The sequence below is a fragment of the Pseudomonas sp. SJZ080 genome, assembly GCF_007828295.1.
Taxonomy (GTDB): domain Bacteria; phylum Pseudomonadota; class Gammaproteobacteria; order Pseudomonadales; family Pseudomonadaceae; genus Aquipseudomonas; species Aquipseudomonas migulae_A.
In genome coordinates this window covers 36,173-61,833 of record NZ_VIUK01000013.1, presented here as the reverse complement: position 1 = coordinate 61,833, position 25,661 = coordinate 36,173, and the positions used below count along the sequence as shown (strand labels likewise).

At 58.4% G+C, this 25,661-nt stretch carries 26 protein-coding genes; 13 read left to right on the top strand and 13 right to left on the bottom strand.

The window, feature by feature from the left end:
• Nucleotides 1-46 precede the first annotated feature (46 nt).
• Both FBY04_RS17975 and FBY04_RS17970 read right to left on the bottom strand, forming a co-directional pair.
• The gene (locus tag FBY04_RS17975; RefSeq protein WP_145315974.1) at nt 47-574 is read right to left on the bottom strand and encodes an MOSC domain-containing protein; all 528 of its coding nucleotides are present in this window, start codon (nt 572-574) and stop codon (nt 47-49) included.
• Complete coding sequence (locus tag FBY04_RS17970) at nt 571-1,197, bottom strand: DUF1780 domain-containing protein (protein ID WP_084319402.1); 627 nt, start codon at nt 1,195-1,197, stop codon at nt 571-573. Before FBY04_RS17970 ends, FBY04_RS17975 begins: the two co-directional genes overlap by 4 nt.
• A 194-nt stretch (nt 1,198-1,391) precedes the next feature.
• Here FBY04_RS17970 and FBY04_RS17965 point away from each other — a divergent pair, with 194 nt between their 5' ends.
• The 5 genes from FBY04_RS17965 (at nt 1,392) to FBY04_RS17945 (ending at nt 6,667) form a co-directional block, all read left to right on the top strand.
• Nucleotides 1,392-1,859 carry an FAD/FMN-containing dehydrogenase gene (locus tag FBY04_RS17965; RefSeq protein WP_084319400.1) on the top strand — a complete coding sequence of 156 codons (468 nt, stop codon included), beginning with the start codon at nt 1,392-1,394 and terminating at the stop codon, nt 1,857-1,859.
• Between the two features lie 308 nt (nt 1,860-2,167).
• Complete coding sequence (locus FBY04_RS17960) at nt 2,168-3,535, top strand: aromatic acid/H+ symport family MFS transporter (RefSeq protein ID WP_145315972.1); 1,368 nt, start codon at nt 2,168-2,170, stop codon at nt 3,533-3,535.
• A complete protein-coding gene (locus FBY04_RS17955; RefSeq protein ID WP_145315970.1) occupies nt 3,532-4,737 on the top strand; it encodes a benzoate/H(+) symporter BenE family transporter in 1,206 nt (401 codons plus the stop codon). Before FBY04_RS17960 ends, FBY04_RS17955 begins: the two co-directional genes overlap by 4 nt.
• A 17-nt stretch (nt 4,738-4,754) precedes the next feature.
• Entirely contained in the window at nt 4,755-6,023 is a 1,269-nt protein-coding gene (locus tag FBY04_RS17950; RefSeq protein ID WP_084319394.1) for an OprD family porin, read from the top strand.
• The gene (locus tag FBY04_RS17945) at nt 6,020-6,667 is read left to right on the top strand and encodes a methyl-accepting chemotaxis protein (RefSeq protein ID WP_084319392.1); all 648 of its coding nucleotides are present in this window, start codon (nt 6,020-6,022) and stop codon (nt 6,665-6,667) included. The genes FBY04_RS17950 and FBY04_RS17945 overlap by 4 nt, the downstream gene beginning before the upstream one ends.
• A gap of 18 nt (nt 6,668-6,685) precedes the next feature.
• Here the strand turns inward: FBY04_RS17945 and FBY04_RS17940 are convergent, their stop codons facing one another.
• A complete protein-coding gene (locus tag FBY04_RS17940; RefSeq protein ID WP_145315968.1) occupies nt 6,686-6,928 on the bottom strand; it encodes a DUF2790 domain-containing protein in 243 nt (80 codons plus the stop codon).
• Between the two features lie 790 nt (nt 6,929-7,718).
• Here FBY04_RS17940 and FBY04_RS17930 point away from each other — a divergent pair.
• Nucleotides 7,719-8,408 (top strand): energy-coupling factor ABC transporter permease, encoded by a 690-nt coding sequence (locus FBY04_RS17930; RefSeq protein WP_145315966.1) that lies wholly within the window; start codon nt 7,719-7,721, stop codon nt 8,406-8,408.
• 30 nt (nt 8,409-8,438) lie between these two features.
• On the opposite strand, the gene FBY04_RS17925 is transcribed toward FBY04_RS17930, so the two are convergent.
• Nucleotides 8,439-8,777, bottom strand: a complete 339-nt coding sequence (locus tag FBY04_RS17925; protein WP_084319616.1) for a hypothetical protein — start codon at nt 8,775-8,777, stop codon at nt 8,439-8,441.
• Nucleotides 8,778-9,085: 308 nt separating this feature from the next.
• On the opposite strand from FBY04_RS17925, the gene FBY04_RS17920 reads away from it, so the two are divergent.
• The 5 genes from FBY04_RS17920 to FBY04_RS17900 are packed head-to-tail and all read left to right on the top strand — an operon-like array spanning nt 9,086 to nt 14,123.
• Complete coding sequence (locus tag FBY04_RS17920; protein WP_145315964.1) at nt 9,086-10,558, top strand: c-type cytochrome; 1,473 nt, start codon at nt 9,086-9,088, stop codon at nt 10,556-10,558.
• Between the two features lie 49 nt (nt 10,559-10,607).
• A complete protein-coding gene (ctaD, locus tag FBY04_RS17915; protein WP_145316092.1) occupies nt 10,608-12,383 on the top strand; it encodes a cytochrome c oxidase subunit I in 1,776 nt (591 codons plus the stop codon).
• A complete protein-coding gene (locus tag FBY04_RS17910; protein ID WP_145315962.1) occupies nt 12,380-13,072 on the top strand; it encodes a cytochrome c oxidase subunit 3 in 693 nt (230 codons plus the stop codon). The genes ctaD and FBY04_RS17910 overlap by 4 nt, the downstream gene beginning before the upstream one ends.
• A 6-nt stretch (nt 13,073-13,078) precedes the next feature.
• Complete coding sequence (locus tag FBY04_RS17905; protein WP_084319379.1) at nt 13,079-13,792, top strand: heme-copper oxidase subunit III family protein; 714 nt, start codon at nt 13,079-13,081, stop codon at nt 13,790-13,792.
• 13 nt (nt 13,793-13,805) lie between these two features.
• Nucleotides 13,806-14,123, top strand: coding sequence for a cytochrome C oxidase subunit IV family protein (locus FBY04_RS17900; RefSeq protein WP_084319614.1), 318 nt, complete (start codon nt 13,806-13,808; stop codon nt 14,121-14,123).
• A 51-nt stretch (nt 14,124-14,174) separates the two neighbouring features.
• Here FBY04_RS17900 and FBY04_RS17895 read toward each other — a convergent pair whose 3' ends face one another.
• From FBY04_RS17895 to pilB, 6 genes are all read right to left on the bottom strand, one after another.
• Entirely contained in the window at nt 14,175-14,729 is a 555-nt protein-coding gene (locus FBY04_RS17895) for an NAD/FAD-utilizing enzyme apparently involved in cell division (RefSeq protein WP_084319377.1), read from the bottom strand.
• 231 nt (nt 14,730-14,960) lie between these two features.
• A complete protein-coding gene (gene yacG, locus FBY04_RS17890) occupies nt 14,961-15,161 on the bottom strand; it encodes a DNA gyrase inhibitor YacG (protein ID WP_084319375.1) in 201 nt (66 codons plus the stop codon).
• Complete coding sequence (gene coaE, locus FBY04_RS17885) at nt 15,158-15,781, bottom strand: dephospho-CoA kinase (protein WP_084319373.1); 624 nt, start codon at nt 15,779-15,781, stop codon at nt 15,158-15,160. Before coaE ends, yacG begins: the two co-directional genes overlap by 4 nt.
• Nucleotides 15,778-16,650 carry an A24 family peptidase gene (locus FBY04_RS17880; protein WP_084319371.1) on the bottom strand — a complete coding sequence of 291 codons (873 nt, stop codon included), beginning with the start codon at nt 16,648-16,650 and terminating at the stop codon, nt 15,778-15,780. The genes coaE and FBY04_RS17880 overlap by 4 nt, the downstream gene beginning before the upstream one ends.
• Before the next feature lies 1 nt (nt 16,651).
• Nucleotides 16,652-17,869 carry a type II secretion system F family protein gene (locus FBY04_RS17875; protein ID WP_084319369.1) on the bottom strand — a complete coding sequence of 406 codons (1,218 nt, stop codon included), beginning with the start codon at nt 17,867-17,869 and terminating at the stop codon, nt 16,652-16,654.
• Between the two features lie 2 nt (nt 17,870-17,871).
• A complete protein-coding gene (pilB, locus tag FBY04_RS17870; protein WP_084319367.1) occupies nt 17,872-19,572 on the bottom strand; it encodes a type IV-A pilus assembly ATPase PilB in 1,701 nt (566 codons plus the stop codon).
• A gap of 225 nt (nt 19,573-19,797) precedes the next feature.
• Between pilB and FBY04_RS17865 the strand changes: the two genes are divergently transcribed.
• Together FBY04_RS17865 and FBY04_RS17860 are read left to right on the top strand one after the other, a co-directional pair.
• On the top strand, nt 19,798-20,214 hold the full coding sequence (locus FBY04_RS17865; RefSeq protein ID WP_145315960.1) for a pilin: 417 nt from the start codon (nt 19,798-19,800) through the stop codon (nt 20,212-20,214).
• A gap of 328 nt (nt 20,215-20,542) precedes the next feature.
• A complete protein-coding gene (locus tag FBY04_RS17860) occupies nt 20,543-20,911 on the top strand; it encodes a BON domain-containing protein (protein WP_145315958.1) in 369 nt (122 codons plus the stop codon).
• A gap of 261 nt (nt 20,912-21,172) precedes the next feature.
• Here FBY04_RS17860 and FBY04_RS17855 read toward each other — a convergent pair whose 3' ends face one another.
• The 3 genes from FBY04_RS17855 to FBY04_RS17845 form a co-directional block, all read right to left on the bottom strand.
• On the bottom strand, nt 21,173-21,469 hold the full coding sequence (locus FBY04_RS17855) for a DUF2845 domain-containing protein (protein ID WP_090473950.1): 297 nt from the start codon (nt 21,467-21,469) through the stop codon (nt 21,173-21,175).
• The gene (locus FBY04_RS17850) at nt 21,469-24,420 is read right to left on the bottom strand and encodes a DUF748 domain-containing protein (protein ID WP_145315956.1); all 2,952 of its coding nucleotides are present in this window, start codon (nt 24,418-24,420) and stop codon (nt 21,469-21,471) included. The genes FBY04_RS17855 and FBY04_RS17850 overlap by 1 nt, the downstream gene beginning before the upstream one ends.
• Nucleotides 24,421-24,513: 93 nt before the next feature.
• Nucleotides 24,514-25,530, bottom strand: coding sequence for a class I SAM-dependent rRNA methyltransferase (locus tag FBY04_RS17845; protein ID WP_084323047.1), 1,017 nt, complete (start codon nt 25,528-25,530; stop codon nt 24,514-24,516).
• Nucleotides 25,531-25,661 lie beyond the last annotated feature (131 nt).

The following is a 25,661-nucleotide window of genomic DNA, read 5'->3' as shown; positions in this document are numbered from 1 at the left end:
TCGTCAGGGGTAGACGTTGCTGAATGTGTAGAAGCTACAGGGGTTTTTACCCCACGTTGAACGGAGCATAGCCGCTGGCGGGAATCGGCTCGACGCTGACTGTATCGTCCAGCCGAATGATTCCACTTTGTAACACTCGTGCAGTGATTCCGCCATGGCCGCGAACGGCCTGAAAGGTTCCAGGGCCAAGGTTGTTTTGCAGGCGCGCGCAAGGTTGGCACCAACCGGTGGTTTCGAAAATCGCCTGGCCGATTTTGAAGCGACGGCCCTTGAGGCTGAACAGGTTGATACCGCTGATAACAAGGTTGCGTCGCAAGTCATCAGGCAAGACCGGATTGTCTTCCGCACGGCCCATCAGCGAACTGATCACCGCCAGATGTTCCCATTGAATCAACGTCACTTGTCGCGCATTACGTGCGCCAGGGCGAGCGCGATCACCGGTCAACCCGGCCTCGAGTCGCGCCTCTACGGCGTCCAGTTCGATCATCGGCACGTGAGGTGCGGGGCGTACGCCAATCCAGCGAACACGGCCAATTTGCGGGACTTCAGCGATCAGTTCCTGCAATGGGCTCACAGGCTGATCCCGACATCAAAGAGGATGCTGCGCCCCAGGTTGCTGCGCAGAAAGTCCGGTGCATCCGGATGGGCGAACAGCACGCGAGCGAATGTCGGGCCCACCAGCGACAACGAGCGCCAGCCCTGGCGCAAGTATTCGGTGGGCGGCGGGAAATGGCTGTTGAGGTCGAGGACTTCGCGCTTGAGGCTGGCGAAGGCGATGATGTCCAGCTCGCCCAAATCCATGCCGCGTTCTTTGTAGTTGTGCGCTTTCTTGCGCAAGGTTGGCGCCAGTCTCAGCAAAAATTCATTGGCTGGAATGCGTCTGGGCTTGGCCTCGCGGCGCACCAGCGAACTCAGGGAAAACGCACTGCGCCGCCGCTGCAGCTCATCGCGCCATTCATCATTGAGACGCCGGCCCTCGTCGAGCACGAAAAACACTTCGAAATTCGCATCGCGAAACAGCACATCCGGCGGTTCCCCGGCGGGGGTGAACTCGTCGACGCGGTAAGGAATGTTCAGGCCTTGCAGCAGGCGCTGGCACACCCAACGCTCACGCTCCCATTTGCGGGCATTGGAGAGGAACGCGTTGGCTTGCTCGGCCGCGATGGTCAGCAGGCGTAAATAATCTGAGTCATCCATAGGCCCAAGCTTAGCGTTCAAATGCGACAACCTGAAAGCTTTGCATTGAAACGACGTCGTAATGGCCCGACAGACGTCATCGGCGCTCGGGTATCAGCGGGTTTCTTCGATTGTTGTTACGGCGAACAAGTGTGCAATACAGGCGGTGTAGACTGGATTCATTGCGCTCCAGCGCCTCAACGAAGGGGAATGTCGTGAAATTATGGCCCGTGTTATTGCTCAGTCTTGTGCCTCTTTGGGCTCAGGCACTGGAGGTGGGGGAACGGCTGGCGCCGTGGACCTTGCTTGATCAATTCGATCAGGCCTTTACGTTCGACAACCAGACTCAGACGCTGCTGGTGGCGCGCAGCATGGACGCCGCGAAACTGGTCGACGCCGCACTGCAGGGCCAGCCCAAGGGTTATCTGGAAGCCCGGCACGCAGTATTTGTCGCGGATATCCAGCGAATGCCTCGGCTGATCGCGAAGATGTTCGCAGTACCGGCCATGCGCGATTATTCCTATCGCGTGATGCTTGACCGTGACGGGCGCGTGGCGCCGCGCTATCCCGGGGCTGTGGATAAAGTGTTGTGGCTGGAGCTCAAGGACGGTCAAGTGGTCGCTGAGCACGAATACGCCACGGCGGCACAACTGCGAGAGGCACTGGAGAAGGCCCGGCCGTGATCGGGCTTCAGTGAGGTATGCGTTGACTTGTTCGGCCGCAAGGGTCAGCAGGTGTCAGTAGTCGGGGTCATCCATAGACCCCGGCTTGGCGTCCAAAGTTAATCGCCAGGAAAACTGTTTGTCGCGCAGGAGCAAAGCCTGCCGCGAGATCCCTCCCTCCCGCGCCCGATTCAGGGCCCTGCACAAAACGGATAGCGATCTGCGCAAAGCGGATATTGCCCCGCGCCTGGCAACTTTACCCTCGGCTTTACGGGACGTTAGCCGCTTTACCGACGCTCTGAAAAAAACAACAACAAGAGATAAATGCCATGCGCAAGATTGACGTACATGAGGTTATCGACAACGCACGATTCAATCGCTTCCACTGGATGGTGCTGTTCTGGTGTGCCCTGATCATCATCTTCGACGGTTACGACCTGGTGATTTACGGAGTCGTGCTGCCGATGCTGATGAAAGAGTGGGGGCTCAGTCCCTTGCAGGCCGGCGCGCTGGGAAGTTACGCATTGTTTGGAATGATGTTCGGCGCGCTGTTTTTCGGCCCGCTCTCGGACAGGATCGGCCGCAAGAAAGCCATTACGATCTGCGTGATGCTCTTCAGCGGTTTTACCGTGCTCAACGGTTTTGCCCGTAATCCCACCGAGTTTGGAATCTGCCGGTTTATCGCCGGGCTGGGCATCGGCGGGGTGATGCCTAATGTCGTTGCGCTGATGAACGAGTACGCGCCGAAGAAAATCCGCAGCACGCTGGTGGCGATCATGTTCAGCGGTTACTCCGTGGGCGGCATGCTCTCGGCGGGGCTGGGCATCGTGCTGATCCCGAGCTTCGGCTGGCAATCGGTGTTTTACGTCGCGGTGCTGCCGTTGGTGTTGTTGCCGCTGATCATGTACTTCCTGCCCGAGTCGGTGGGTTTCATGCTGCGTCAGGGACGCAATGAAGAAGCACGCACGATTCTCCAGCGGGTCGAACCGGCGTACATCGCGCAGACCAGCGATCAGTTGCACATGAGCGAAGTGAAGGGCACCGGCACCCCCGTGCTGCAACTGTTTCGCGAGGGGCGGGCGCTGCGCACGCTGATGCTGTGGCTGGCGTTTTTCTGCTGCCTGCTGATGGTCTATGCCTTGAGTTCGTGGCTTCCGAAACTGATGGCCAACGCCGGTTACAGCCTGGGTTCGAGCCTGTCGTTCCTGTTGGTGCTCAACTTCGGCGCGATTTTCGGCGCGGTCGGCGGCGGCGTTCTGGGTGACAAACTGAACCTGCCGCGGGTGTTGGCGGTGTTCTTTGCCCTGGCGGCGGTGTCGATCACTTTGCTGGGCTTCAACAGCCCGATGCCGGTGTTGTACCTGCTGATCGCCATTGCCGGCGCCACCACCATCGGCTCGCAGATTCTGCTGTACGCCTGCGCCGCGCAGTTCTACTCCATGACCATTCGCTCCACCGGTCTGGGCTGGGCCTCGGGCATCGGGCGCAACGGCGCGATTGTCGGTCCGCTGCTGGGCGGCGCGTTGCTCGGGATCAGCCTGCCGCTGCAACTCAACTTCATGGCGTTTGCCTTGCCCGGCGCGGTGGCCGCGATTGCCATGACGGTGTTTGCCATCAGCAGCCGGCGCAGCACCCGACAGGCGTTGGCGGACGTGCGCCACGGTACGACGGGCGGGTCTGTCGGCGAAGCTTCATGAGGGCGTTAGTCCGGGACTTTTCCCTGTCGGCGGCGGTCGCCGGATTCATTGCCACAGTGATTTCCTACGCCGGCCCGTTGGTGATTATTTTCCAGGCCGCCGAGACGGCGCAGCTGTCGCGGGAAGTGCTGTCATCGTGGGTCTGGGCGATCTCCATCGGCAGCGCGGTGCTCGGCATCGGTTTGAGCCTGCGTTACCGCGTGCCGGTGATTATCGCGTGGTCGGCGCCGGGCTCAGCGTTGCTGGTGGCGCTGTTGCCGGGGATCTCCATGCCGGAGGCGGTGGGTGCGTATCTGGTCAGCAGCCTGATCATTTTCCTGGTGGGGGTGTCGGGGGCGTTTGACCGGATCATCGGCAAACTCCCCGCAGCCATTGCGGCAGCGATGCTGGCAGGGATTCTGTTCAGTTTCGGCACGGGCTTGTTCGTCTCGTTGCAGGGCAAGCCGCTGTTGGTGCTGGCGATGTTTGTCACGTACCTGATCTGCAAACGGCTGATGCCGCGTTATGCGGTGTTGATGGTGCTGCTGGTGGGTTGCTCGATGGCCTTTCTCGCTGGCGATTTGCACAGCGAAGCGTTGGTGATCGGCTTGGCCACGCCGGTGTGGATTACGCCCGAGTTCAGCCTGAGCGCCACCCTGAACATTGCGTTGCCGCTGGTGATGGTGGCGCTGACCGGACAGTTCGTGCCCGGCATGGCGGTGTTGCGCGCCAGCGGTTACGCCACGCCGGCCGGCCCGATCATCGCCAGCAGTGCGCTGGGCACGGCGCTGTTGGCTCCGTTCGGCTGTCACGGGCTGAATCTGGCTGCGATCACCGCAGCCATTTGTACCGGCCGCGAGGCCCATGAGAACCCTGGTAAACGCTACGTGGCCGGAGTTGTCGGTGGGCTCTGTTATCTGGTGCTGGGGATCTTCGGCGCCACCCTGGTTTCGCTGTTTTCGGCGTTCCCCAAAGAACTGATCGCGGCACTCGCCGGGCTGGCGCTGTTCGCCGCGATTGCCGGGGCGTTGGCCGGCGCCATGGCGGTGCCGGGTGATCGCGAAGCGGCGTTGGTGACCTTTCTCACCACCGCGTCGGGTATGTCGCTGTTGGGTCTGTCCGCGGCTTTTTGGGGGCTGATTTTCGGCATGGTCACCCATGTGTTGTTAAACGCCCGTCGCGAAAGCGCGGCGGCTGAAGCTCTTCAACCTGTCGATCAATAAAAATAAGAGATAAAACGATGAAACAGATTTTTCCAGCAACCGGCTCAGTGTTGTCCATGGCGGTCGTCTCGGGTTTCTCCGCGGGGGCGATGGCCGCCGAGGGCGGCTTTATCGAAGACACCACGGCCACCTTGCAAGCACGTAATTACTACTTCAGCCGGGACTTTTCCGACATCGTCGGGGCGAACAAACAGTCGAAGGCCGAAGAGTGGGCGCAGGGCTTCATCCTCAACGTCAAATCCGGTTACACCCAAGGCCCTGTCGGTTTTGGCGTGGACGTGATCGGCTTGCTCGGTCTCAAACTCGACAGCAGCCCGGACCGGGTCAATACCGGTTTGCTGCCGGTCAAGGATGACGGGCGCGCGGCGAATGATTACAGCCGTCTCGAAGCGGCGTTGAAGGTGCGTTACTCCAAAACCGAGCTGAAAGTGGGTGAGTTGCAACCCAATCTGCCGGTGCTGGCGTTCAGTGATATCCGCTTGCTGCCGCCCAGCTATCAAGGCGCGAGCATCAGTTCCAATGAGATCAATGGCCTGACCCTGCAGGGCGGTCACTTGAATACCACCAGCCTGCGCAACGAGGCCGGCGACGAAAAGATGCAGGCCATGCTTGGTCATGTTCCGCAGCGTCAGGTCAGCAGCGATGGCTTCAATTTTGCCGGCGCCGATTACGCCTTCAATGATAAACGCAGCTCGGTCAGTGCCTGGTTCGGGCAATTGGAAGATATCTACAACCAGCGCTTTCTCGGCTTCAAGCACAGCCAGCCGACAGGTGACTGGATTCTGGGTGCCAACCTTGGTTATTACGATTCGCGCGAAGACGGCAAGAAGCTGTTGGGTAACATCGATAACCAGGCGTTCTTCTCGCTGCTGTCGGCCAAGCGCGGTGGTCACACGTTTTATGTCGGTTATCAGGGGATGTTCGGTGACAGCGCATTCCCTCGGGTCTTTGCCAACATCTCGCCGCTGGGCAACGAGGTCCCGACCTACGAGTTTGCCTACACCGATGAGCGCTCCTGGCAGGCGCGATACGACTACGACTTTGCCGCGTTGGGTGTGCCGGGGCTGACCAGCACTGTGCGCTACATCTCCGGCAATAACGTCGACACCGGTCAGGGCTTCGAAGGCAAGGATCGCGAGCGTGATCTTGATCTTGGCTATGTGTTGCAGAGCGGTAGCCTCAAGGGCCTCGGGATTCGTGTGCGTAATGTGATGGCGCGTTCGAACTACCGCAGTGATATCGACGAAAACCGACTGATCCTCAGCTACACCTGGACGCTGCTATGACCCCTGAAAAAGAACAACCCACTGACAAAATCGGCTTGCAGGTCAAGCTGGAGCAATTGACCGAGTCGGTGCTGCAAACCGAGGAGGACATGCGTTTCGCCAATCAACTGGCGCGCACGGCCGGGGAACGGGTCAAGGCGAGTGCGCAGAGCATGCAGTCTTCGGCCTCTGTGCTGGAGGATTTGAACCTCTATATGCAGCGTCTGGATCAGGTGTTCGATGAGCTCGGCAGTCAGTCGATGCGCATCGGCGCGATTGTCGGCAGCATCCAGGACATTGCCCGTCAGACCAACCTGTTGGCGCTGAACGCGGCGATTGAGGCGGCGAGGGCGGGCAGCCATGGCCGAGGGTTTGCGGTGGTCGCCGATGAGGTGCGCAATCTCTCGCGCCAGGCGGCGGACTCCAGTGCGCAGATCCGGCAAATCGCCACAGGGCTGGAACAGTCTGCGGAGCAGGCACGCCAAGGGCTTCAGCAGTTATCCGGGTCAACCCGTCTGGGTCTGGAGAAGGCTGGGGTGGCGTTGCACTCGATGGGTGAACTGCAAAGCGGTGCGGTGGCCAGGGTCGAGGTGGTCGAACGGATCATGGCGCGGTTGGCTGGTCTGCATGATTTGGCGTTGCAGGCGAAACGGCTGATCGTGTGAGTCGTGGGTTGCCCGGCTTTAGAGGCTGCTGGTGCAGTTGCCCATGACTGAGTAGGTCACGCTGTGGGTCTGGCCTTGATGATCGATGTAGACCATGGTTGCCGGCACGACGTCGCAGGCGGTTGCGGTGTCGGTGACTGAAACCACTTTGGCGATGTCCAGCGGTTGCGCCGGGTTGTAGGGGGTGGCCGCTGGCTCGTTGGTGGCGGCCATGGCGGAGGTGGCGAGGAGGGTCAGAAGCAGGGTGGTCAGGGGTTTCATTTTTGTCGGCTCCGGGGTGGTTCTGATGCTTTGAAGTTTAGTCCTTGGTTGGGATCGATAAAGGGGGCGGGGGCCGATTCAGCTTTGCAGGAAATGTAACAATCGCTCTGTTGATTGGGTGTAAATCCGTTTCTTCGGTCACGGCGGCTTATGGTTCCGCCCTTACGGCGGGTTACTTGGAGAAGCGCCGATGGAGATAGTCACAGGTTGGCGGATAGGCTCAGGGCGTGAGGCGGCGACCACCGCCACAGCAGCGCGAGGCGGCCTTCGGGCCGACCTGGGCTTCAAGCGGGCGCGCTTCGCTGACTGATCATTCACATCCCTCTGGAAGCAACCCCGATGAAATGTGGGTGGGCATAAGGTTGGTGTTCGCCGCCGATGACTTTGACGGAAAACAGGTCGGCTACCAGGCCGCCTCGCTTTGGCTTTTGATGTTGATCTGCCCCGTCGGAAGGCCGAGCGCAGGTTCTGCGCAGTGGGCAACCCGGCATGGATGCCGGGTTAGCCGCCCCCGGCCATGGATGGCCGATGGCGGCGGGCCCACGGAGCAGGACCGGAGCGAGGGAACCCTGAGCCTAAGCGAAGGGCCGTACGTCAGGGGCGCAGGCGCTTGGTTACTTGGCGCTCTTCCAAGTAACCCGCCATAAGGGCGGAACCAATAGCCGTCGTTACCGCAGAAATGGATATGCCCCCAATCATCCCCTGCGAAGCAAAGGCGAAGCACATTCAAAGCCCGGTGTAGACTGAGATCCAGTTCTCTCCCGGCAAAAAAAACGGAGCCCACCCAGCCATGATCGGCGCCGAGCTACTGTCCCCCGAAACCCTCACCGTCGGCTGGCTGATCTACGTCCCGGCACTGATCTGGGCCATCGCACGAGCCCCGTGGGTCGAACTGTTCAGCGACAACCGCCGCCAGCACCTGTTATTCGGCACAGTCTTCGCGCTATTCATGCTCTGGCTGGTACGACGGGATTTCGATACCGGCGTGTCCTATCACTTCCTCGGCATGACCGCAGTGACCCTGCTTCTGGACTGGCCGCTGGCGATCGTCGGTGGGCTGGTGGCGCAAACCGGTCTGATGCTACTCGGCCGTCAGGACCTGGTCGCAATGGGGGTGAATGGCGCGCTGTTGATCCTGTTGCCGGTGCTGATCACCGAGTGCTGCGCGATCCTGGTGGAGCGAGCGCAGCCGCGTAATCCCTTTGTCTATATCTTCGTTTCCGGCTTCTTTGCGGCGGCGCTGTCGGCGTTGTTGTGCCTGTTGCTGGCGCTGTGGTTGTTGTGGTTCGACGAGCGTTTTGCCATGCCCTACTGGCTGGAGGATTTTGTGGGTTACTTGTGGTTGATCATTTTTCCAGAGGCGTTCATCAACGGCATGGTTGTCAGTGCACTGGTGGTGTTCTGCCCCGAGTGGCTGGAAACCTTCAATCGCACGCGCTATCTGTCGGCGCCCTGGAAGGACGACGATCCCAAGCCTTGATCGCTTTCAAACCCGCCAGATGCCGACGATTCAATCAAGCAGTTGATCAATTAAAACCGCGTTGGAATAAATCAAGCTGCTATCGCTCGCTCGGTGCCCCACCAGATGGAACTGACCGCGCTCGCTGTGCAAATAGACGCGCATTTGGCAGTCGGACAAGGGGGCGTATCCCTCTGGCAGTTCCAAATCCAGGGTGCTCATGTCGACATCGACCATGGCTTCAGGCTCATGGGTCTTCTGTAGGCGTTCTTCAGCCTGCTCCAGGCGCAGATGAAGGGGGCCATCGACGTAAAATTGGATTTCACCTATTGGGGTGGACTTTTTGTCGTCGCCGGTTCTGCACCAGCCTTCGATCGTCAGGGCACTCATAACGAAACCTCCGTCGTGGGCTGCTGGATTCCTTAGCTTTTGTCTCTTCTCAATGCCATCACTTATCTGATCATTACGCATGGACGGGGTTCGTTTTCAGGGGGCGTTTCTGGCCGATCCCTGCCATGCGAATCTGAGATTGAGTATAGCTGGCAACCGGGTCCCGCTCGCCGACCTCACGGCCCAACCCGATGGCACTATACTTTTTACTGACTTGCCACCACGGGTGGTACTTGTCTGCCCTGCCTGGACGTCCGTGGCGATGCTTGCGCATAACCAATGAGCAACAGGAATAGGATGAAGAGAAAATGGCAATAGCAATTATCTTGATACTAATCGTTATTGCATCAGTGCTCTTCCATGTTCTAGCGCCTTGGCATGCAACTCCGGCAGCTTCCAACTGGGGGTCAATAGACACCACCCTGTTCATCACCCTGATCATTAGCGGAATATTTTTCATCGCCATCACGATATTTATGGCCGTCGCCGTGATGCGTTATCGTCATAAGGAGGGTGCCAGGGCGCACTACCAGCCAGAAAGTAAAAAACTGGAGTTTTGGTTAATTGTCGTTACCTCGATAGGTATTGCCGCAATGCTGGCGCCCGGTCTGGTTGTTTACAATGATTTCATCCGGGTGCCGAAAGATGCTTATGAACTAGAAGTGGTCGCCCAGCAGTGGCAGTGGGCCTTTCGTTTTCCCGGCAAAGACGGACAGCTGGGCAAGTCGGAAATCAAGTTGGTTGATTCCGCCAACCCGTTTGGCGTTGATCCCAAGGATCCTGCCGGGCAGGACGATGTGCTTGTTAAAAGTAATGAAATCAGACTTCCGCTCGACCGTCCGGTAAAGGTTTTACTGCGATCTAAAGATGTATTGCACAATTTCTATATACCGCAAATTCGCAGCAAGATGGACATGGTGCCAGGGATGGTGTCGTACTTCTGGTTTACACCGACCAAAACCGGAAAATATGAAATCCTTTGCGCTGAATATTGTGGCGTAGGTCATTACAACATGCGCGGCCAGATGATCGTGGAGGAGCAGGGCGCCTTCGATCAATGGCTGAACAGTCAACCGACTTTTGCGCAGACATTAACGACAGCTGCCAGGCCCAGTCCAAGTAGCGTGCTGGAAAAAGGTCGCCAGTTGGCCGAACAATATGGCTGCGGTGCCTGCCATAGCCAGGATGGCAGTGCCAGTCTCGGCCCGGGATGGAAAGGGCTGTACGGTCGCATTGAACCGCTTGCCGATGGCACCCGCGTGAAGGTCGATGAGGCCTACCTGAAAGAGTCGATCCTCGATCCGAAGGCCCGTCTGGTGCAGGGCTACCCGCCGGTCATGGTGGCCTATACTCTCAATGACGATGAACTGGGTGCACTCGTCGCCCTGATCAAATCACTGAGCGGTGCACCGCAAGACAGTGAAGCTCCTGCCAGCGGAGCGGCGGGTCCAGGTGAGGACCTGGTGGCGCAGGGACAACAGGTGGCCCAGTCGCTCGGTTGTCTGGCCTGCCACAGTGTCGATGGCAACAAGGGCGTCGGCCCCACATGGCAGGGCCTGTATGGCACCACAGTAACCCTTGCCGACGGTACGAGCATAAAGGCCGATGAGGGGTATTTAAAGGAATCGGTTCTTGATCCCGGTGCCAAAATCGTCAAGGGCTATGCAGCCCTCATGCCGGCCTTGACGCCGAGCGATAAGGACTTGGACGCGCTGATCGCGTTTATCAAATCCAAAGCAAATGCCGATGCTGACTCGAGCAAGGCGGAGACAGGTAAGTAGCCGTAAAGCAGCCAGGAATGCACTGAAACTTCGACAGGAGGATGACGTGATGGCCTATGCGGAGCAAGCCGAAACAGAAGCACTGCACGAACCCAAAAGTTTCCTGACCAAATACATCTGGAGTCAGGATCATAAGGTCATTGCCATTCAATATTCCTTGACGGCTCTGTTCGTGGGCGTTGTCGCCGTGGTGTTGTCGGGCTTGATGCGCATACAGATAGGCTTCCCCGGCACTTTGGCGTTCATGGATGCCAGTGCTTACTACCAGGCGATGACCATGCACGGCATGATCATGGTCATTTACTTGCTGACAGCCTTGTTTCTGGGTGGCTTCGGTAACTATCTGATCCCGCTGATGGTGGGCGCCCGCGACATGGTCTTCCCCTATGTCAACATGCTGAGTTACTGGTTCTACCTGCTGGCGGTAGTGGTGTTGCTCTCCAGTTTCTTTGTCCCCGGCGGTCCCACCGGTTCGGGCTGGACGCTTTATCCGCCACAGTCCATTTCTCAGGGAACACCGGGGGTCGAGTGGGGCATCGTCCTGATGCTCGTCTCACTGGCGATTTTTATCGTCGCCGCCACCATGGGCGGGTTGAACTACGTCACCACGGTGTTGCAGGCGCGCACGCACGGCATGACATTGTTTCGCATGCCGCTCTCCGTATGGGGAATCTTCATGGCCTCGATCATGGCCTTGCTGGCTTTCCCGGCGTTGTTTGTCAGCGCGGTCATGATGCTGTTCGACAAACTGTTGGGCACCAGTTTCTTTATGCCGGCGATGATCTCGCTGGGGCAGCAGCTCGATCACCAAGGTGGCAGCCCGATACTGTTCCAGCATCTGTTCTGGTTCTTCGGCCACCCGGAAGTCTATATCGTCGCGCTCCCCGCGTTTGGTCTGGTCTCCGACCTGATCAGCACGCATGCGCGTAAAAACATCTTCGGCTACCGAATGATGGTGTGGGCCATTATTGCGATTGGCGTACTCAGCTTTGTGGTCTGGGCGCACCATATGTATGTCAGTGGAATGAACCCGTACTTCGGCTTTTTCTTCGCCGTCACCACCTTGATCATCGCGGTGCCGACGGCACTGAAGGTCTACAACTGGGTCCTGACGCTGTGGCGTGGCGACATACATCTGACCGTGCCGATGCTGTTCGCCCTGGCCTTTATCGTCACCTTCCTGGTGGGCGGTCTGACCGGGTTGTTTCTTGGCAATGTGATTGTGGATATCCCGCTCTCGGACACCTACTTTGTCGTTGCCCATTTCCATATGGTCATGGGTGTCGCGCCGGTACTGGTGGTGTTCGGCGGCCTCTATCACTGGTTCCCGAAAGTGACCGGGCGCATGTTGAACGACACCCTGGGCAAGCTGCACTTCTGGATAACCTTTCTGGGCACCTACGCCATCTTCTTCCCCATGCACTACCTGGGTTTCCAGGGCATGCCACGCCGCTACTACGCTTATGAAAACTACGCGTTCATTCCGCAGTCGGCGCAAGAGTTGAATGCCTTCATTACGGTAATCGCATTGATCGTCGGCGTTTCCCAACTGTTGTTCCTGTTCAACCTGGCCTGGAGCGTATTCAAGGGCAAGCCTGCTGGCAGTAACCCTTGGGGCGCGGCCAGTCTGGAATGGCAAACACCGAACACCCCGCCGATTCACGGTAACTGGGGAGAGAAGCTGCCGGTCGTGCATCGCTGGGCCTATGACTACAGTGTGCCGGGGATAGAACAGGATTTCGTTCCGCAAACGGTCTCCGCCGAGGAACTGGAACAGATGCGGCAACTGAGTGCCGGATCCAGGATTGCGGACGTTAAAACATGAACAGACTCCTATTGAGAAACGCCGACGGCGCTGACCCCGGTGGCAGTTGGAATCGCGATCCTGAAGGTATTCAGTCCGCCGCGGGGGCCAAAAGAAACCAAATCGCAAAAACAGGCCTGCACTTGTTTCTGGCCGTGGTGAGCTCGTTATTCCTTCTCTTCCTGATCGCCTTTATCGCCCGCTCACAAATGGCCGACTGGCTCCCCCTGACAGAGCCCTTGGCGCCGTTGGCCAATCCATGGCAACTCTGGCTGAATTCGGCTTTTCTAGTGTTCAGTTGCATTGCACTGCAGTGGTCGCGCATGGCCGCCCGACAGGCTCGACGGGACGCAACGGTCATTGGCTTTGCATTGGGGGGCGTATTTGCCATTGTCTTTCTGGTGGGGCAACTCTGGGTCTGGCAGCAGTTTGTCGCCTGGGGCTACTTTGTCGCCAGCAATCCGGCCAACAGTTTCTTCTACCTGCTGACTGGCATGCATGGGCTCCACCTGCTGGGCGGGCTGATAGCCTGGAGCATAATCGGCGCTAAATTCCTGCATCGCGTGCCGTTGCCGCAACTCAGCGCCAAGGTAGGGCTCTGTGCCACCTATTGGCATTACTTGCTGGGTCTCTGGTTCGTACTGTTCGCGCTGCTGGCCAGCACGCCGCAAACCTATGAAGCCATTGCCAGATTTTGCGGCCTGAGGTGAAAAGCCATGGCATCGCATCCACAAGCCCCTGCCGAGTCCGGCTCATCCAATCCACCAGGCTTGCCGCCTGCACCAGGATGGCAGGGCATCGCCAGCGACTGGGCCTCGGACAGAGAGGCGTTCAAGCAGGTGCCTTGGGGCAAGGCGATGATGTGGATTTTCCTGCTCAGCGACACGTTTATATTCACCTGTTTCTTGACCGGTTACATGTCGGTACGCATGACCATCACTGACCTCTGGCCGAACCCCAGTGAAGTATTCGCATTGACGATCGGCGGTAAAGAAATCCCGCTGATTCTGATCGCCATCATGACCTTTGTGCTGATCAGCAGCAGCGGCACGATGGCCATGGCCGTCAATTTCGCCTATCGCCGTGATCGTGCGAAAACCACTGCCCTGATGCTGGCGACCGCTGCCTTGGGTGTGACCTTCGTCGGCATGCAGGCATTTGAATGGAGCAAGCTCATTTCAGAAGGGGTGCGTCCCTGGGGGAATCCCATGGGGGCGGCGCAATTTGGTGCCAGCTTTTTCATGATTACCGGCTTCCACGGACTGCATGTGTCAATCGGCGCCATCTACCTCAGCATTGTGGCGATGAAGGTATTGCGGGGAGATTATGAGCGCTCCGGAAACTATCAAAACGTCGAGATAGCCGGGCTTTACTGGCACTTCGTGGATTTGGTGTGGGTGTTTATTTTTGCTTTTTTCTATTTATGGTAGAGGAGCACTGATGATGACGCATGCTCAAGGCCAGCAACATCCAATCAGCTTGTACCTTAAAATCTGGGGGCTGTTATTTGTTCTCAGCACGCTGTCGTATCTGGTCGACTATTTCCACTTCCATGGCTACGTTCGGTGGGCCCTGATTATCACTTTCATGTTGCTGAAGGCAGGGTTGATTGTCTCCATCTTCATGCATATGGCCTGGGAGCGGTTGGCCATGGTCTACGCCATATTGGTTCCACCTTTGTGTTTATTGGTGCTCGTCGGTTTGATGGCCACCGAGGCGGACTATGTGTTCCTCAGCCGGATCATTTTCTTCGGCCAATAAGCAACTCCCGGATGCTCTTGAGCTTCCAGGAGCTATCCCGCAATAAACGGCTTATATCGTTCGCTTGAACTGATGCCATCTGTGCAGCCAGGCTACTGTCCAGTGAGGCGCTGCGGTTCCCGTGCCAGCGGTCGTCAGTCTTGGATGATGTTCGATGACCCGTTCCAAAACCGATTCCTGATTCGGCTCAACGTCCACGAAGAAGACATGCTTGCCCATATCTACCATCTGTTTGAAATTGCGGAAGTGAGCGTTTGGCACCTGAATACCAAAAAAGCCGCCTTCCCAGATGCAGAAGCCCAATATGACAACGGCAAGGAAGATAAACGGCACCCAGCCTGCGGCGGATTCGGTCCAGCCCAGCCAATAGGCGCCGGCAAGGATTAGCGCCGCGAGGGGCACACCGATCACTGCACCAATCTCGCCAGAGTGAACGACATCCTGTTTCATCAGCGAGTTGACCTCGTGAAGGTGATGCTCTTCAACATCAGCCACCTGTTCACTGAGCACGTGAATTTGTTCGGAGTTGATGCCGTTGGCTTCCAGTTCATTTTCAACGGATTCAAGATCGTCGAGATTGTCACTGATGTAATAGTGTCGATTCATGCCACACCTCCCATCTCGCGTTTGCTGCAGACCTCCTCTGTCCGGCAGCCGTTAACCGAGATTTACCGTCGGTATTGTTACCCGTGGGGAACGTTGCACTCTTCATGCAACCCGAAAGAAGTATAGCACTCGCTAGCATGCAGGTTTGTTGGTGTCAAGATCCAAAAAGCAGCGTCAGGGACTGACTCATTTCGTCGATTTCTGGCACACGTCAGCCCCTGGCGATCGGGATCAGTGACGCGGGTCGAAATCGCCGCTGAACAACTCGTCCTCGGCATCGGGTGCCACCGGAATCTTGTGTTCTTCCGATGCCCACGCGCCCAGGTCGATCAGTTTGCAACGGTCGGAGCAGAACGGCCGGAATTTGCTCTCGGGGCTCCATTCGACAGGGGCGCCGCAGGTCGGGCAATCGACGGTTGGGATCTGGCTCATGACTGGCCTCCACGCAATGTTAGGTAAAAGTGATGCAGGCGTTCGACCTCGCTGTGCAGCCAGGCGAGGTCGCGGTCGTTGACCACCACATCGTCGGCATGGCTCAAGCGATCCTGGCGGCTGGATTGTGCCTTGAGGATCGCCTGGACCTGTTGTTCGCTGGTCTGGTCGCGCTGCAGGGTGCGTTCGATCTGTAGTTGTTCGGGCGCATCGATCACCAGCACGCGCTGGGTCATGGCGTGCTGCCCGGACTCGATCAGCAACGGCGAAACCAGAATCGCGTAAGGCGATTGTGCCTTGCCCAAGTGATCGGCGATTTCCCTGGCGATCAGCGGATGCAAAAGCGCCTCGAGCCAGAGGCGTTGCTCCGGCACTTCGAAGATCAGTTTGCGCAACGCCGCACGATCCAGTTGACCGTCGGCCTGCAACACGCCGGGGCCGAAATGTTCGGCGATCTGCGCCAGTGCCGGGCGGCCCGGCTCCACCACCCAACGCGCGGCATGATCGGCATCGACCACATGCACGCCCAGGTCGATGAAGTGCTGGGCGGCTGCGCTTTTGCCGCTGCCGATGCCACCGGTCAGGCCGAGAATCCAGGGTTTTTCCACAGGGGTATTCATTTCAAACCGACAAACTGCCAATAGAAGCCGGTTATTTGACCACCCCAGAGCAACGCAATCCAGCCGGCAATCGCCAGATAGGGGCCGAAGGGGATCGGCGTCGAGGTTTTCGCGTTGCGCAGGCTCAGCAAAATAACGCCGATAACGGCACCGACCAGAGACGACAACAGAATGGTCAGCGGTAAAATCTGCCAGCCTCCCCAGGCGCCCAGCATGGCCAATAGCTTGAAATCGCCGTGGCCGATGCCGTCCTTGCCGGTGATCAGCTTGAACAGCCAGAACACCAACCACAGCGCCATATAGCCCGCAACGGCGCCCCACAGTGCCTCAGTCAATGGTACGAACAACTCGAAGCTGTTGACGATCAGGCCCAGCCACAGCAGCGGCAGCACCAATACATCCGGCAACAGTTGGTGCTCGGCGTCGATCAGGCTCATGGCCAACAGGCCCCAACTCAACACCAACACCATCACGGCCTGCCAACCGAAACCGAAATGCCAGGCGATGAACGCTGACAGCAGGCCGCACGCCAGTTCGGTCAATGGATAGCGTTTGCTGATGGGTGTAGCGCAGCTTGAGCAGCGTCCACGTAAAAACACATAACTGAGCAGCGGAATGTTTTCCCAGGCGCGGATCCGGTGCCCACAGTGCGGGCATTGAGAGTGGGGCAGCATCAGATTGTAGGTCGGCTGCGGTGTTTCGCCGGGCAGGCCCAGAATGTCGTAGGCCTGCAATCGCCATTCGCGCGCGAGCATTTTCGGCAGGCGCCAGATCACCACGTTGAGGAAGCTGCCGACCAGCAGGCCGACCACCAGTGCAATGACGACAAACGCCAGCGGGTACACGGTCAGGATTTCGTTCAAGGGCATGTCAGATCGCATTGCCGAGTTGGAAGATGGGCAGGTACATCGCAACCACCAGGCCGCCGACGATAACACCGAGTACCACCATGATGAACGGCTCCATCAGGCTGGTGAGGTTATCGACCATGTTGTCGACTTCGGCTTCATAGAAACTCGCGACCTTGTCGAGCATGTCATCCAGTGCGCCGGACTCCTCACCAATGGCGGTCATCTGGATCGCCATGTTCGGAAAGATGCCGGAGGTGCGCATGGAGAAGTTCAGCTGCATCCCCGTCGACACATCCTGCTTGATGCGCAACACCGCACGCTTGAACACGATGTTGCCGGTCGCGCCCGCCACCGATTCCAGCGCCTCGACCAGCGGCACGCCAGCGGCGAAGGTGGTCGACAGCGTGCGGGCGTAACGGGCCACGGCGGACTTGTACATCAACGTGCCAATCAACGGCAGTTTCAGCAGCCAGGTGTCTGTCCGGTCCCGAAAGGCTTGCGATGTCTTGAAGGCATGGCGTACACCGAATATCGCCGCAATCAATGCGCCCAACATCAGCCACCACCAATCCTGCATGAACTGCGACAGGCCGATGACCATCACGGTGAATGCCGGCAATTGCGCACCGAATCCCTTGAACACCGACTCGAACTGCGGCACCACCTTGACCAGCAGAATCCCGGTGACGATGATCGCGACGAACACCACGGCCAGCGGATACGTCATGGCCTTCTTGATCTTGGCTTTCAGGCTTTCGCTCTTTTCCTTGTAGGTCGCGACCCGCTCCAACAGGGTGTCCAGCGCACCGGCCTGTTCGCCGGCATCCACCAGGTTGCAGTAGAGCTCATCGAAATACTGCGGTTTTTTGCGCAGGGCGGCGGCGAAGCTGTTGCCCGCCGCGACCTCCTGTTTCACGTCGTCCACCAGTTTGCGCATGGCCGGGTTATCGAAGCCTTCGCCGATGATGTCGAACGACTGCAACAGCGGCACCCCGGCTTTCATCATGGTCGCCATCTGCCGGGTGAACAGGGCAATGTCGTGAGCCTTGATGCGTTTGCCGAGGCTGAAAATCGAAGCGGATTTCTTGCGCACCTTCCCTGGGTTGATGCCTTGCTTGCGCAGTTGCGCCTTGATCAACGCCGGGTTCTGGCCGCTGAGTTCGCCGGTCATTTTCGTGCCTTTTTTATCCGTGCCTTCCCAGGCGTACACACTGATTTTTGCTGCTTTGACCGCCATGTTCAGTCCTTGGTGACCCGGTTGATTTCTTCAAGGCTGGTGATGCCTTGCATGGCCTTGATCAGCCCGGAAGTACGCAGGTCGTTGAAGCCGTCCTTGCGCATCTGGATATCGATTTCCAACGAATTGCCTTCGGCCATGATCAGCCGTTGCAGGTCTGGTGTGTTCTTCACCACTTCATAAATCCCCACGCGCCCCTTGTAGCCAACGTTGCACTGGTCGCAACCGACCGGCTCATAGATTGTGAACGAGCCAATGCGTTCCTCGGGAAAGCCTTCCTTGATCAATGCCTCGCGGGGAATGTCGATGGGTTTCTTGCAATGGCTGCACAGTTTGCGCGCCAGGCGCTGGGCGATGATCAGGCTGACCGAGGTGGCGATGTTGAACCCCTGAATGCCCATATTGTGCAGGCGGGTCAGGGTTTCCGCGGCGCTGTTGGTGTGCAGGGTCGACAGCACCAGGTGACCGGTCTGGGCGGCCTTGATGGCAATTTCGGCGGTTTCCAGGTCGCGGATCTCACCAACCATGATCACGTCCGGGTCCTGGCGCAGGAACGAGCGCAGCGCCTGGGCAAAACCCAATCCCTGCTTGGGATTGACGTTGACCTGGTTGATGCCTTCCATGTTGATCTCCACCGGGTCTTCGGCGGTGGAGATATTGATGTCCACGGTGTTGAGAATATTCAGCCCGGTATAGAGCGATACGGTCTTGCCCGAACCGGTGGGGCCGGTCACCAGGATCATCCCTTGCGGCTGCTTCAGCGCGGCCATGTACAGGTCTTGCTGCTCCGGCTCGTAGCCGAGGGCGTCGATGCCCATTTGCGCGCTGGACGGGTCGAGGATCCTGATCACCACTTTCTCGCCCCACAGGGTCGGCAGGGTGTTGACCCGGAAGTCGATGGACTTGCTCTTGGACAGGCGCATCTTGATCCGCCCATCCTGCGGTTTGCGCCGCTCGGAAATGTCGAGGCTGGCCATGACTTTCAGGCGCGCAGCGATGCGGTTGGCCAGTTGAATCGGCGGCTTGGCGACTTCACGCAGCATGCCGTCGGTGCGCATCCGCACACGGTAGGTTTTCTCGTAGGGTTCGAAGTGCAGGTCGGAGGAGCCGCTCTTGATCGCGTCGAGCAACATCTTGTGGACAAAGCGCACCACCGGCGCATCGTCGGCGTCTTGCCCGGCGATGGCGTCCTGGTTGCGGTCATCGATCGACTCGATGTCGACGCCATCGAGGTCGACATCGGCCATGTCTTCCAGGCCGGTACTGTGGCTGTCGAAAAATTTCTCGATGGCGTCGCTGAGCTTGTCGTCCTCAACCAGAATGGCTTCGGTGTTCAGCCCGGTGCTGAACTGGATATCGTTGATGGCCTGGTAATTGGTCGGGTCCGAAACCCCGACGAACAACTTGTTGCCGCGCCGCCAGAGGGGCAGGGCCTGGTGCTGGCGAACCAGTTTTTCGCTGACCAGCCCTTTGGGTTGGGACTCTTTGTCCAGGCAGTGGAGGTCCAGCAGCGCCATGCCGAAATGCTCCGAGGCGATCTCGGCGACCTGACGACTTTTCACCAGTTTGTTCTGTACCAGATAACTGACCAGGGAGAGCTTCTGGCGTTGGGCTTGCTGATACGCCTGTTGCGCGCTTTTGTCAGTGAGCAGTTCGGCCAGGACCAATTGCTTGGCCAGACCGCTAAGGGCGATGTCATTCATGGGGATACCGGACGCAGACAGTTCATGACTTATAGCCTAGTCAACCGAAGGAACCAAACCAGGGCTGCTGTGGTGACAAAAAGTGTCAGTTAGTGCGGACCTTGTGTGCTGGCAAAAGCGCCGCGTTGTTCTCGCGCCCCGTTAACAGGGGATTAACGGATTGGCACGGGCTGTGCTGTGGCTAGTTCAGATCATGAGATTTCGACTCATGCATGGAGCTTGTCTATGAATACTCAGAAAGGTTTTACGCTTATCGAACTGCTGATCGTCGTGGCGATCATCGGGATTCTGGCGACGTTTGCGTTGCCGGCTTACTCGAAATATCAGGCACGGGCGAAGGTGACGGCGGGGTTGGCGGAGATTGCAGCATTGAAGGTTTCGTTTGAAGACCTGATGAATGCCGGCACTGCAGAACCCACCACGCTGGCAGGTGCTGGAACGACTACGCAGAACTGCGCCATCGCTGTAACCGGTACGGTTGCGTCCGGCGCTGGCACCATTGTTTGCACGCTGCAGAAGGCCCCCGCACCTGTGGCAGGTAAAACCATTACGCTTACTCGTAGCGCAACTACGGGCTGGTCATGCGCAACCGGCGTCACTGCCGATTACGCACCGCCTGGTTGCACGGCCTCTGCAACGTAATGCTGCAGACGTGTAAATAGAAGAATGCCCCATCGCGAGATGGGGCATTTTTTTGGGGTAAAAACGTCAAATTCGCCGTGGTGCTTAACGAGACGTAGAAAACCCCGCAAATTCATGGCCTTAGGCCCACACGAAAACCCGCAACTTGCATGTACATAAAATCGAAGTCATGCAATTTGCATGATTCCGAAAATTGGCTGTTTGTATAACATATTGATTTATATAGATTTATTTCCGTTCTCAACATTGGCACAGCGTTCGCAATATACCCAGTAACCCTGCTGACAAGACACGCAGCAGACTTTATGAAAAAACAGGAGTTACTCGTATGAAGAAGTTCGCTATCGCTGCCGCTACTGCTACTGCTACTGCTACCGCGCTGACCCTGACCATGGCCAACGCTGCATTTGCTCAAACCACCCAGGCTACCCAGTCTCCAATGGTGCTGGCTGCTGGTGAAGTGACAGAAGCCAAAGAAGCAACCTCTGACACTTGGATCACCACCAAAGTCAAAGCTGACCTGGTGACCGAAAAAGGCATTCCTGGTACCGACATCAAAGTCGAAACCAACAAAGGTGTTGTATCCCTGTCGTCCACCGTTGCGGTGACTGACGCTCAGAAAACCACCGCCGTGGCTATCGCCAAGAAAATCAAAGGCGTCAAAGCGGTCTCCGCTGATGGCCTGAAAGCGGAGTAAGGCAAGACTTCTCGCCTGGACTGGGAGGAGGCGCGGTAGACGAGCCGAGTCATACGTCTGCCGCCACTTGAGAGTTCATGCGACGGCCACAAGGATGTGGCCATTACAGGCCCCGGACATTCGTGTTCGGGGCCTGTTCTATTGTGGGCACCGCAAAACCAAACTGTAGGAGCCGGCTTGCTGGCGATGGCGGTGTGTCAGTAAACAGTTTCGTCGACTGACACCGCCATCGCCAGCAAGCCGGCTCCTACAGAGGACGGTTCAGTTACCGCGCTTGCTGGTGATCTGCTTCAACCGATTCCCTTCAAACCGCAGGTACTGGTACATCCCGCCGCTGGGCCCGTAGGTCCATTCCTCGACCTGGAATTCTTCCCGCCGATTGGCACTGCGCTTGTAGCCCAGCAGATCGCGGCTGACCGGCTCACCGCACTTCTGCAGCACCTCGCTGGACCTGTCCCCGACGCTGATCAACTGACTGCCGCAACGCAGGGTATCGGCGGCCGAAACCTGGCTGGCCGCCAGTGCCAGCGCCAGCCCGAACAGCAATTGTCTGATCATCACTCGGCGTCCAGATGCAGTGGCGTCACCACCTTGCCGTCACTTTCCGCTTCGCCGAGGCTGGCGTCGATGAAATAAACGCGGTCATCGGCCAACTGACCCTTGTCGACCAGATAATCCTTGATGCTGCTGGCGCGATCCTGGCCCAGTTGGCGCAACAGCACTTCGCTGGTACTCCAGAACTTGATCACCTCTGCGCGCATTTTCGCAGTGCGTTCTTCCTTGCCCAGATCCTTCCATTCGGCGGGCGGCTGGGTTTTCAGGCGGATGCGATAGATGCCTTCCAGCAGTGGGCCTTTCTCGCTGTCCGGTACTTGCAGCAACGAAGCCTGCGCCGGCACCTTGTCGCCGCGACGCTGGAGTATTTTGTAGTAGTTGTACTGGTATTCCCGTTCCAGGCGTTGCTCGGCGAGCGGCGGGCCATCGCTGCTGGCGGCAGCGGTGCCTTCGATTTCCAGGCGCAGGGCCGGGCGTTCCTTGAGGGCCTGGGACAGCTTGACCAAGGAACCCTCGGCCTCCGTGCTCAGGTCGCTGGAACCCGGCGCGAACGACACGGTGCCCAGGTCTTCCGAGCCACCGCCACTGACCAGCCCGCCGATCATTTTGAACGGCGCGGCGGCGGCCTTGACGATCAGGTTGCGCAACGTCTGCCAGACAATCGGCATGACGCTGAACTGTGGATTGTTGAGGTCGCCGGTGACCGGCAGTTCGATGGAAATCTTGCCGTCGACGTCCTTGAGCAGGGCAATCGCCAGTTTCAGCGGCAGGCTGACCGCATCCGGGCTGTCGACCTTTTCACCGAGCTGCAATTGCTCGACCACCACTTTGTTTTCAGCCTTGAGCTGACCATTGGTGATCAGGTAATGCAGGTCGAGATTGAGCCGTCCCTTGCGGATACGGTAGCCGGCGAACTTGCCGGAGTAGGGCGTCAGCGTGGTCAGCTCGACCCGTTTGAAACTGGTGGCGATGTCGAGGCTGGCCATTGGGTCGAACGGATTGACCGAGCCCTTGATGGTCACCGGTGCATAACGATCGACCTTGCCTTTGATGTTCACGGTCGCCGGTTTCGCCTGACGGCTGTCGATGGTGCCGATCTGGCCGTTGAGCTGTTGCACGGCAGTGGCGAAGTTCGGGGTCAGGCTGAAGTCGGCAAAGTTGGCCGAGCCGTCATTGATGGCAATCCCGCCAATGTGGATGCCCAGCGGTTTGTCCTTGCTGGCGGCGGGTTTGGCCGCGGCCGTTTGCGCACCGGAGTCGGGCGGTTGCGGGATCAGCAAGTCATCGATGTTGGTGGTGCGATCATCGTTGATCATGAAGCGCACATAGGGTTGGAACAGGTTGATCCGGTCGATCGACAGGCTGTCGCCGTGCTGATAATTCAAGCCTTCGACCATCACCTGCTGCCACTTGAGGAAGTCGCGGGTTTTCAGGGTGTCGAGGGTGTGCAACTGATCGATCTGCGCGCGACCTGTCACGCTGAGCGCCAACGGCTCGGTGCTTTTCAGGTTGACCGCCAGGTCGCTGCCGAGCATGCCGCTGCGCAGTTCGAGGCGAATGAACGGGTTGATATAGGACTGGGCAACCCGCAGGTCGATGTCCTTGGTCTGCACGTTGAGCCTGGCGCTGACCGGGGCCAGATTGACCTCGCCATCCGCGGTGATCCTGCCTTGCTTGCCCACGCCGGTGTCGAGCTTGAGGGTAAAGGGCGAGCCATTGAGGCTGTCGAAATTCTGCAGGTCCAGGTTCAGCGGGTTCAGGTCCAGCGTCACGGCGGGTTGCGCTTTTCGATCGGCCAGGTGCACCTGGTAATCGCGCAGTTGCACGTCTTTGAGCAACACCTGCCAAGGCTTGCTTGGCGCGGCAGGGGTTTTCGGCGAGTCCGCGGCTGCTGGCGTGTTGACAGGTTCGGCTTTGGCTTTCGCGGCTTCCTTGGACGGCTGGCTGGCGAACAGCTTCTGCCAGTCGAGCTGGCCGTCAGCTTCAAGCGCCGCCCAGGTTTCCAGTTTATTGCTGCGGATCTTGCCGACGACCACTTGCTGTTTGGCCAGGTCTATCGTGGTGTCGGTGATGTCCAGTCGCGCGAGTTTGGCCAGCGGTCGACCATCCGGGGCTTTGATGGCGAAAGGCGCGACGCTGACCGCGACGTTGCTCAGCAGCAGTTCGGTTTCCTTGGACAGGTTCAGTTTGTAGTCGGTGCTCAGGTTCAGAACGCCGTTTTCCAGCACCAGCGGCAGCGCGTCACGCACATAGGGCCAAAAGGCTTTCATCTGGCCGTCGGTGATTTTCAGCTTACCTTCGGAGGTGATCGGGATCAGGCTGAAATTGCCGGTCCAGTCGATCTGCCCACCGTTCGGGCCGATGGCCACAAGGGTCATGTCGGCGCTGTCTTCGGGCAGGGTGCTGAGGTTTTTCAGCTCGAAATCGAGTTTGTCATAGAGGAACTCGATAGCCTCGCTGGGACGGTCATCCTTGAAGTGCACGGCGCCGTCGGCCAGTTTGATCCGCTCCACGCGCAGCGGAAACGGTTTGGCGTTCGGATCGGCCGGCGTCGGCTCGCTTGCCGGCAATTTGAAGAGACCGAGCAAATTGAGTTTGCCGTCCTTGCCGAAGAGGATTTCGGTCTTGGGTTTGTCCAGTTCGATATCGGACAGATGCAGCGCTTTGGTCCACAGGCTGTCGATCTTCAGGTTGGCGTACAGGCGTTCGAAGCCGACCTGTTCCTTGCCCGGCTCGCCGATGATCAGGCCCCACAGCGTGACTTCAAGGCTGAAGGGGTTGAGTTCGATTCGCTGAATGGTCGCGGGCGTCGTGGCGTAGTTGGCCAATTGCTGATTGGCAACCCGCAAGGCGATACCCGGCAAAATCAGAAACCCCAGCAGGCTGTAGAGGGCCAGAGCAGTCAACAAGGCGCCGATAGCGCGGATCAATCCTTTGTGCATGTGTGGCTTCATCTGTCTGAATCGGAGTGCGTTGGAGTATGGCACGCGAATCCGGTTCCGAAGCTACCCCGCGATATAGGATTTATCTGAAAGTTTCCTTGGGGTTCAGAGTTGCAGGATCAGGGTTTTCAGCGGTGGCTGTTGATCCATGGACGGGAAATCGCCGCCCGGTTTCATCACCGTCCACTCGCGCACCGGTCGCCCGGCTTTCTCGGCGCAACGCAAAACCTGTTCGCGCCAGTCGTCCATGCTGACTTTTGCCAGGTTGTTGCAGCAGATCAGTACGCCATTGTCGGCGGTGGTCAGCAGCGCGGGTTTGAGCAGGCTTTGGTAGTCGCGCAGCAGGTCGACGGTGCCGAAAGCGCTCTTGGCCCAGGCCGGTGGGTCAAGCAACACCAGGTCGTATTGGCGTTGTTCCAGGCGTTGATAGCTCGGCAATTTCTGTCCACGGCGTTGGCTGATGGGCAGACCGGCGAGTTGGCGAATGGCCGGGAAGTAATCGGACTGGATGAACTGCATGGTCGGCAACTGCGGATTGAGCAGACCGTTTTCGCGGCCGACCGCCAGATTGCCTTCGGCGAAATCCAGGTTGCACACTTCGCTGGCGCCCCCGGCCGCAGCGCTCAGGCCGACGCCGCAGGTATAGGCAAACAGGTTCAGCACGCTTTTATGCTTGCTGTGCTCCTTGACCCAGCCGCGGGTGTTGCGCAGGTCGAGGAACAGCAGCGGGTCCTGACCGGCGTGGCGGCCACGGACCCGGTAGTTCAGGCCCCATTCGTGGCCGACCAGATCTTGCAGGGCGGCTTCGTCGGCGCGGTAAACAGTGTCTTCGCGGTCGATGCGCGAGTTGCCCCGGGAGCGGTCGTTGTAGACCAGCAGGGTCTCGAAGCCCAGGTGTTGATTGATCGTCTCGTGCAGTTGCAGCAGGGCATCGCGCTCCAGTGCCTGGTGAAAGCTCTGCACCAACAGCTGCGGGCCGTAGCGGTCGATGGTCAGGCCGCCCGCGCCTTCCTGGCTGCCATGGAACAGGCGATAGCAATCGGTGCCTTGCTGGTGCAGTTCGGCAAGCAAGTCCTGGCGATGATCGAGGGCGGCGCGCAGCGCCTGATTCAAGGAAGACATGCTGGGCGCCTTGCAGGAGGGAGGGAATTTGGCGCGGGAGTTTAACAGCTTGGCGCGGGATCGAGGTGCTGCCTTCGCGAGCAAGCCCGCTCCCACATTGGTTCTTTACTGACCACGTATATGGGGTACAA

Coding starts and splice junctions, on each gene's coding strand:
- FBY04_RS17970 (WP_084319402.1), bottom strand. CDS start 1,197: ATGGATGACTCAGATTATTTACGCCTGCTGACCATCGCGGCCGAGCAA.
- FBY04_RS17960 (WP_145315972.1), top strand. CDS start 2,168: ATGCGCAAGATTGACGTACATGAGGTTATCGACAACGCACGATTCAAT.
- FBY04_RS17955 (WP_145315970.1), top strand. CDS start 3,532: ATGAGGGCGTTAGTCCGGGACTTTTCCCTGTCGGCGGCGGTCGCCGGA.
- FBY04_RS17950 (WP_084319394.1), top strand. CDS start 4,755: ATGAAACAGATTTTTCCAGCAACCGGCTCAGTGTTGTCCATGGCGGTC.
- FBY04_RS17945 (WP_084319392.1), top strand. CDS start 6,020: ATGACCCCTGAAAAAGAACAACCCACTGACAAAATCGGCTTGCAGGTC.
- FBY04_RS17940 (WP_145315968.1), bottom strand. CDS start 6,928: ATGAAACCCCTGACCACCCTGCTTCTGACCCTCCTCGCCACCTCCGCC.
- FBY04_RS17930 (WP_145315966.1), top strand. CDS start 7,719: ATGATCGGCGCCGAGCTACTGTCCCCCGAAACCCTCACCGTCGGCTGG.
- FBY04_RS17925 (WP_084319616.1), bottom strand. CDS start 8,777: ATGAGTGCCCTGACGATCGAAGGCTGGTGCAGAACCGGCGACGACAAA.
- FBY04_RS17920 (WP_145315964.1), top strand. CDS start 9,086: ATGGCAATAGCAATTATCTTGATACTAATCGTTATTGCATCAGTGCTC.
- ctaD (WP_145316092.1), top strand. CDS start 10,608: ATGGCCTATGCGGAGCAAGCCGAAACAGAAGCACTGCACGAACCCAAA.
- FBY04_RS17910 (WP_145315962.1), top strand. CDS start 12,380: ATGAACAGACTCCTATTGAGAAACGCCGACGGCGCTGACCCCGGTGGC.
- FBY04_RS17905 (WP_084319379.1), top strand. CDS start 13,079: ATGGCATCGCATCCACAAGCCCCTGCCGAGTCCGGCTCATCCAATCCA.
- FBY04_RS17900 (WP_084319614.1), top strand. CDS start 13,806: ATGACGCATGCTCAAGGCCAGCAACATCCAATCAGCTTGTACCTTAAA.
- FBY04_RS17895 (WP_084319377.1), bottom strand. CDS start 14,729: ATGAATCGACACTATTACATCAGTGACAATCTCGACGATCTTGAATCC.
- yacG (WP_084319375.1), bottom strand. CDS start 15,161: ATGAGCCAGATCCCAACCGTCGATTGCCCGACCTGCGGCGCCCCTGTC.
- coaE (WP_084319373.1), bottom strand. CDS start 15,781: ATGAATACCCCTGTGGAAAAACCCTGGATTCTCGGCCTGACCGGTGGC.
- FBY04_RS17880 (WP_084319371.1), bottom strand. CDS start 16,650: ATGCCCTTGAACGAAATCCTGACCGTGTACCCGCTGGCGTTTGTCGTC.
- FBY04_RS17875 (WP_084319369.1), bottom strand. CDS start 17,869: ATGGCGGTCAAAGCAGCAAAAATCAGTGTGTACGCCTGGGAAGGCACG.
- pilB (WP_084319367.1), bottom strand. CDS start 19,572: ATGAATGACATCGCCCTTAGCGGTCTGGCCAAGCAATTGGTCCTGGCC.
- FBY04_RS17865 (WP_145315960.1), top strand. CDS start 19,798: ATGAATACTCAGAAAGGTTTTACGCTTATCGAACTGCTGATCGTCGTG.
- FBY04_RS17860 (WP_145315958.1), top strand. CDS start 20,543: ATGAAGAAGTTCGCTATCGCTGCCGCTACTGCTACTGCTACTGCTACC.
- FBY04_RS17855 (WP_090473950.1), bottom strand. CDS start 21,469: ATGATCAGACAATTGCTGTTCGGGCTGGCGCTGGCACTGGCGGCCAGC.
- FBY04_RS17850 (WP_145315956.1), bottom strand. CDS start 24,420: ATGAAGCCACACATGCACAAAGGATTGATCCGCGCTATCGGCGCCTTG.
- FBY04_RS17845 (WP_084323047.1), bottom strand. CDS start 25,530: ATGTCTTCCTTGAATCAGGCGCTGCGCGCCGCCCTCGATCATCGCCAG.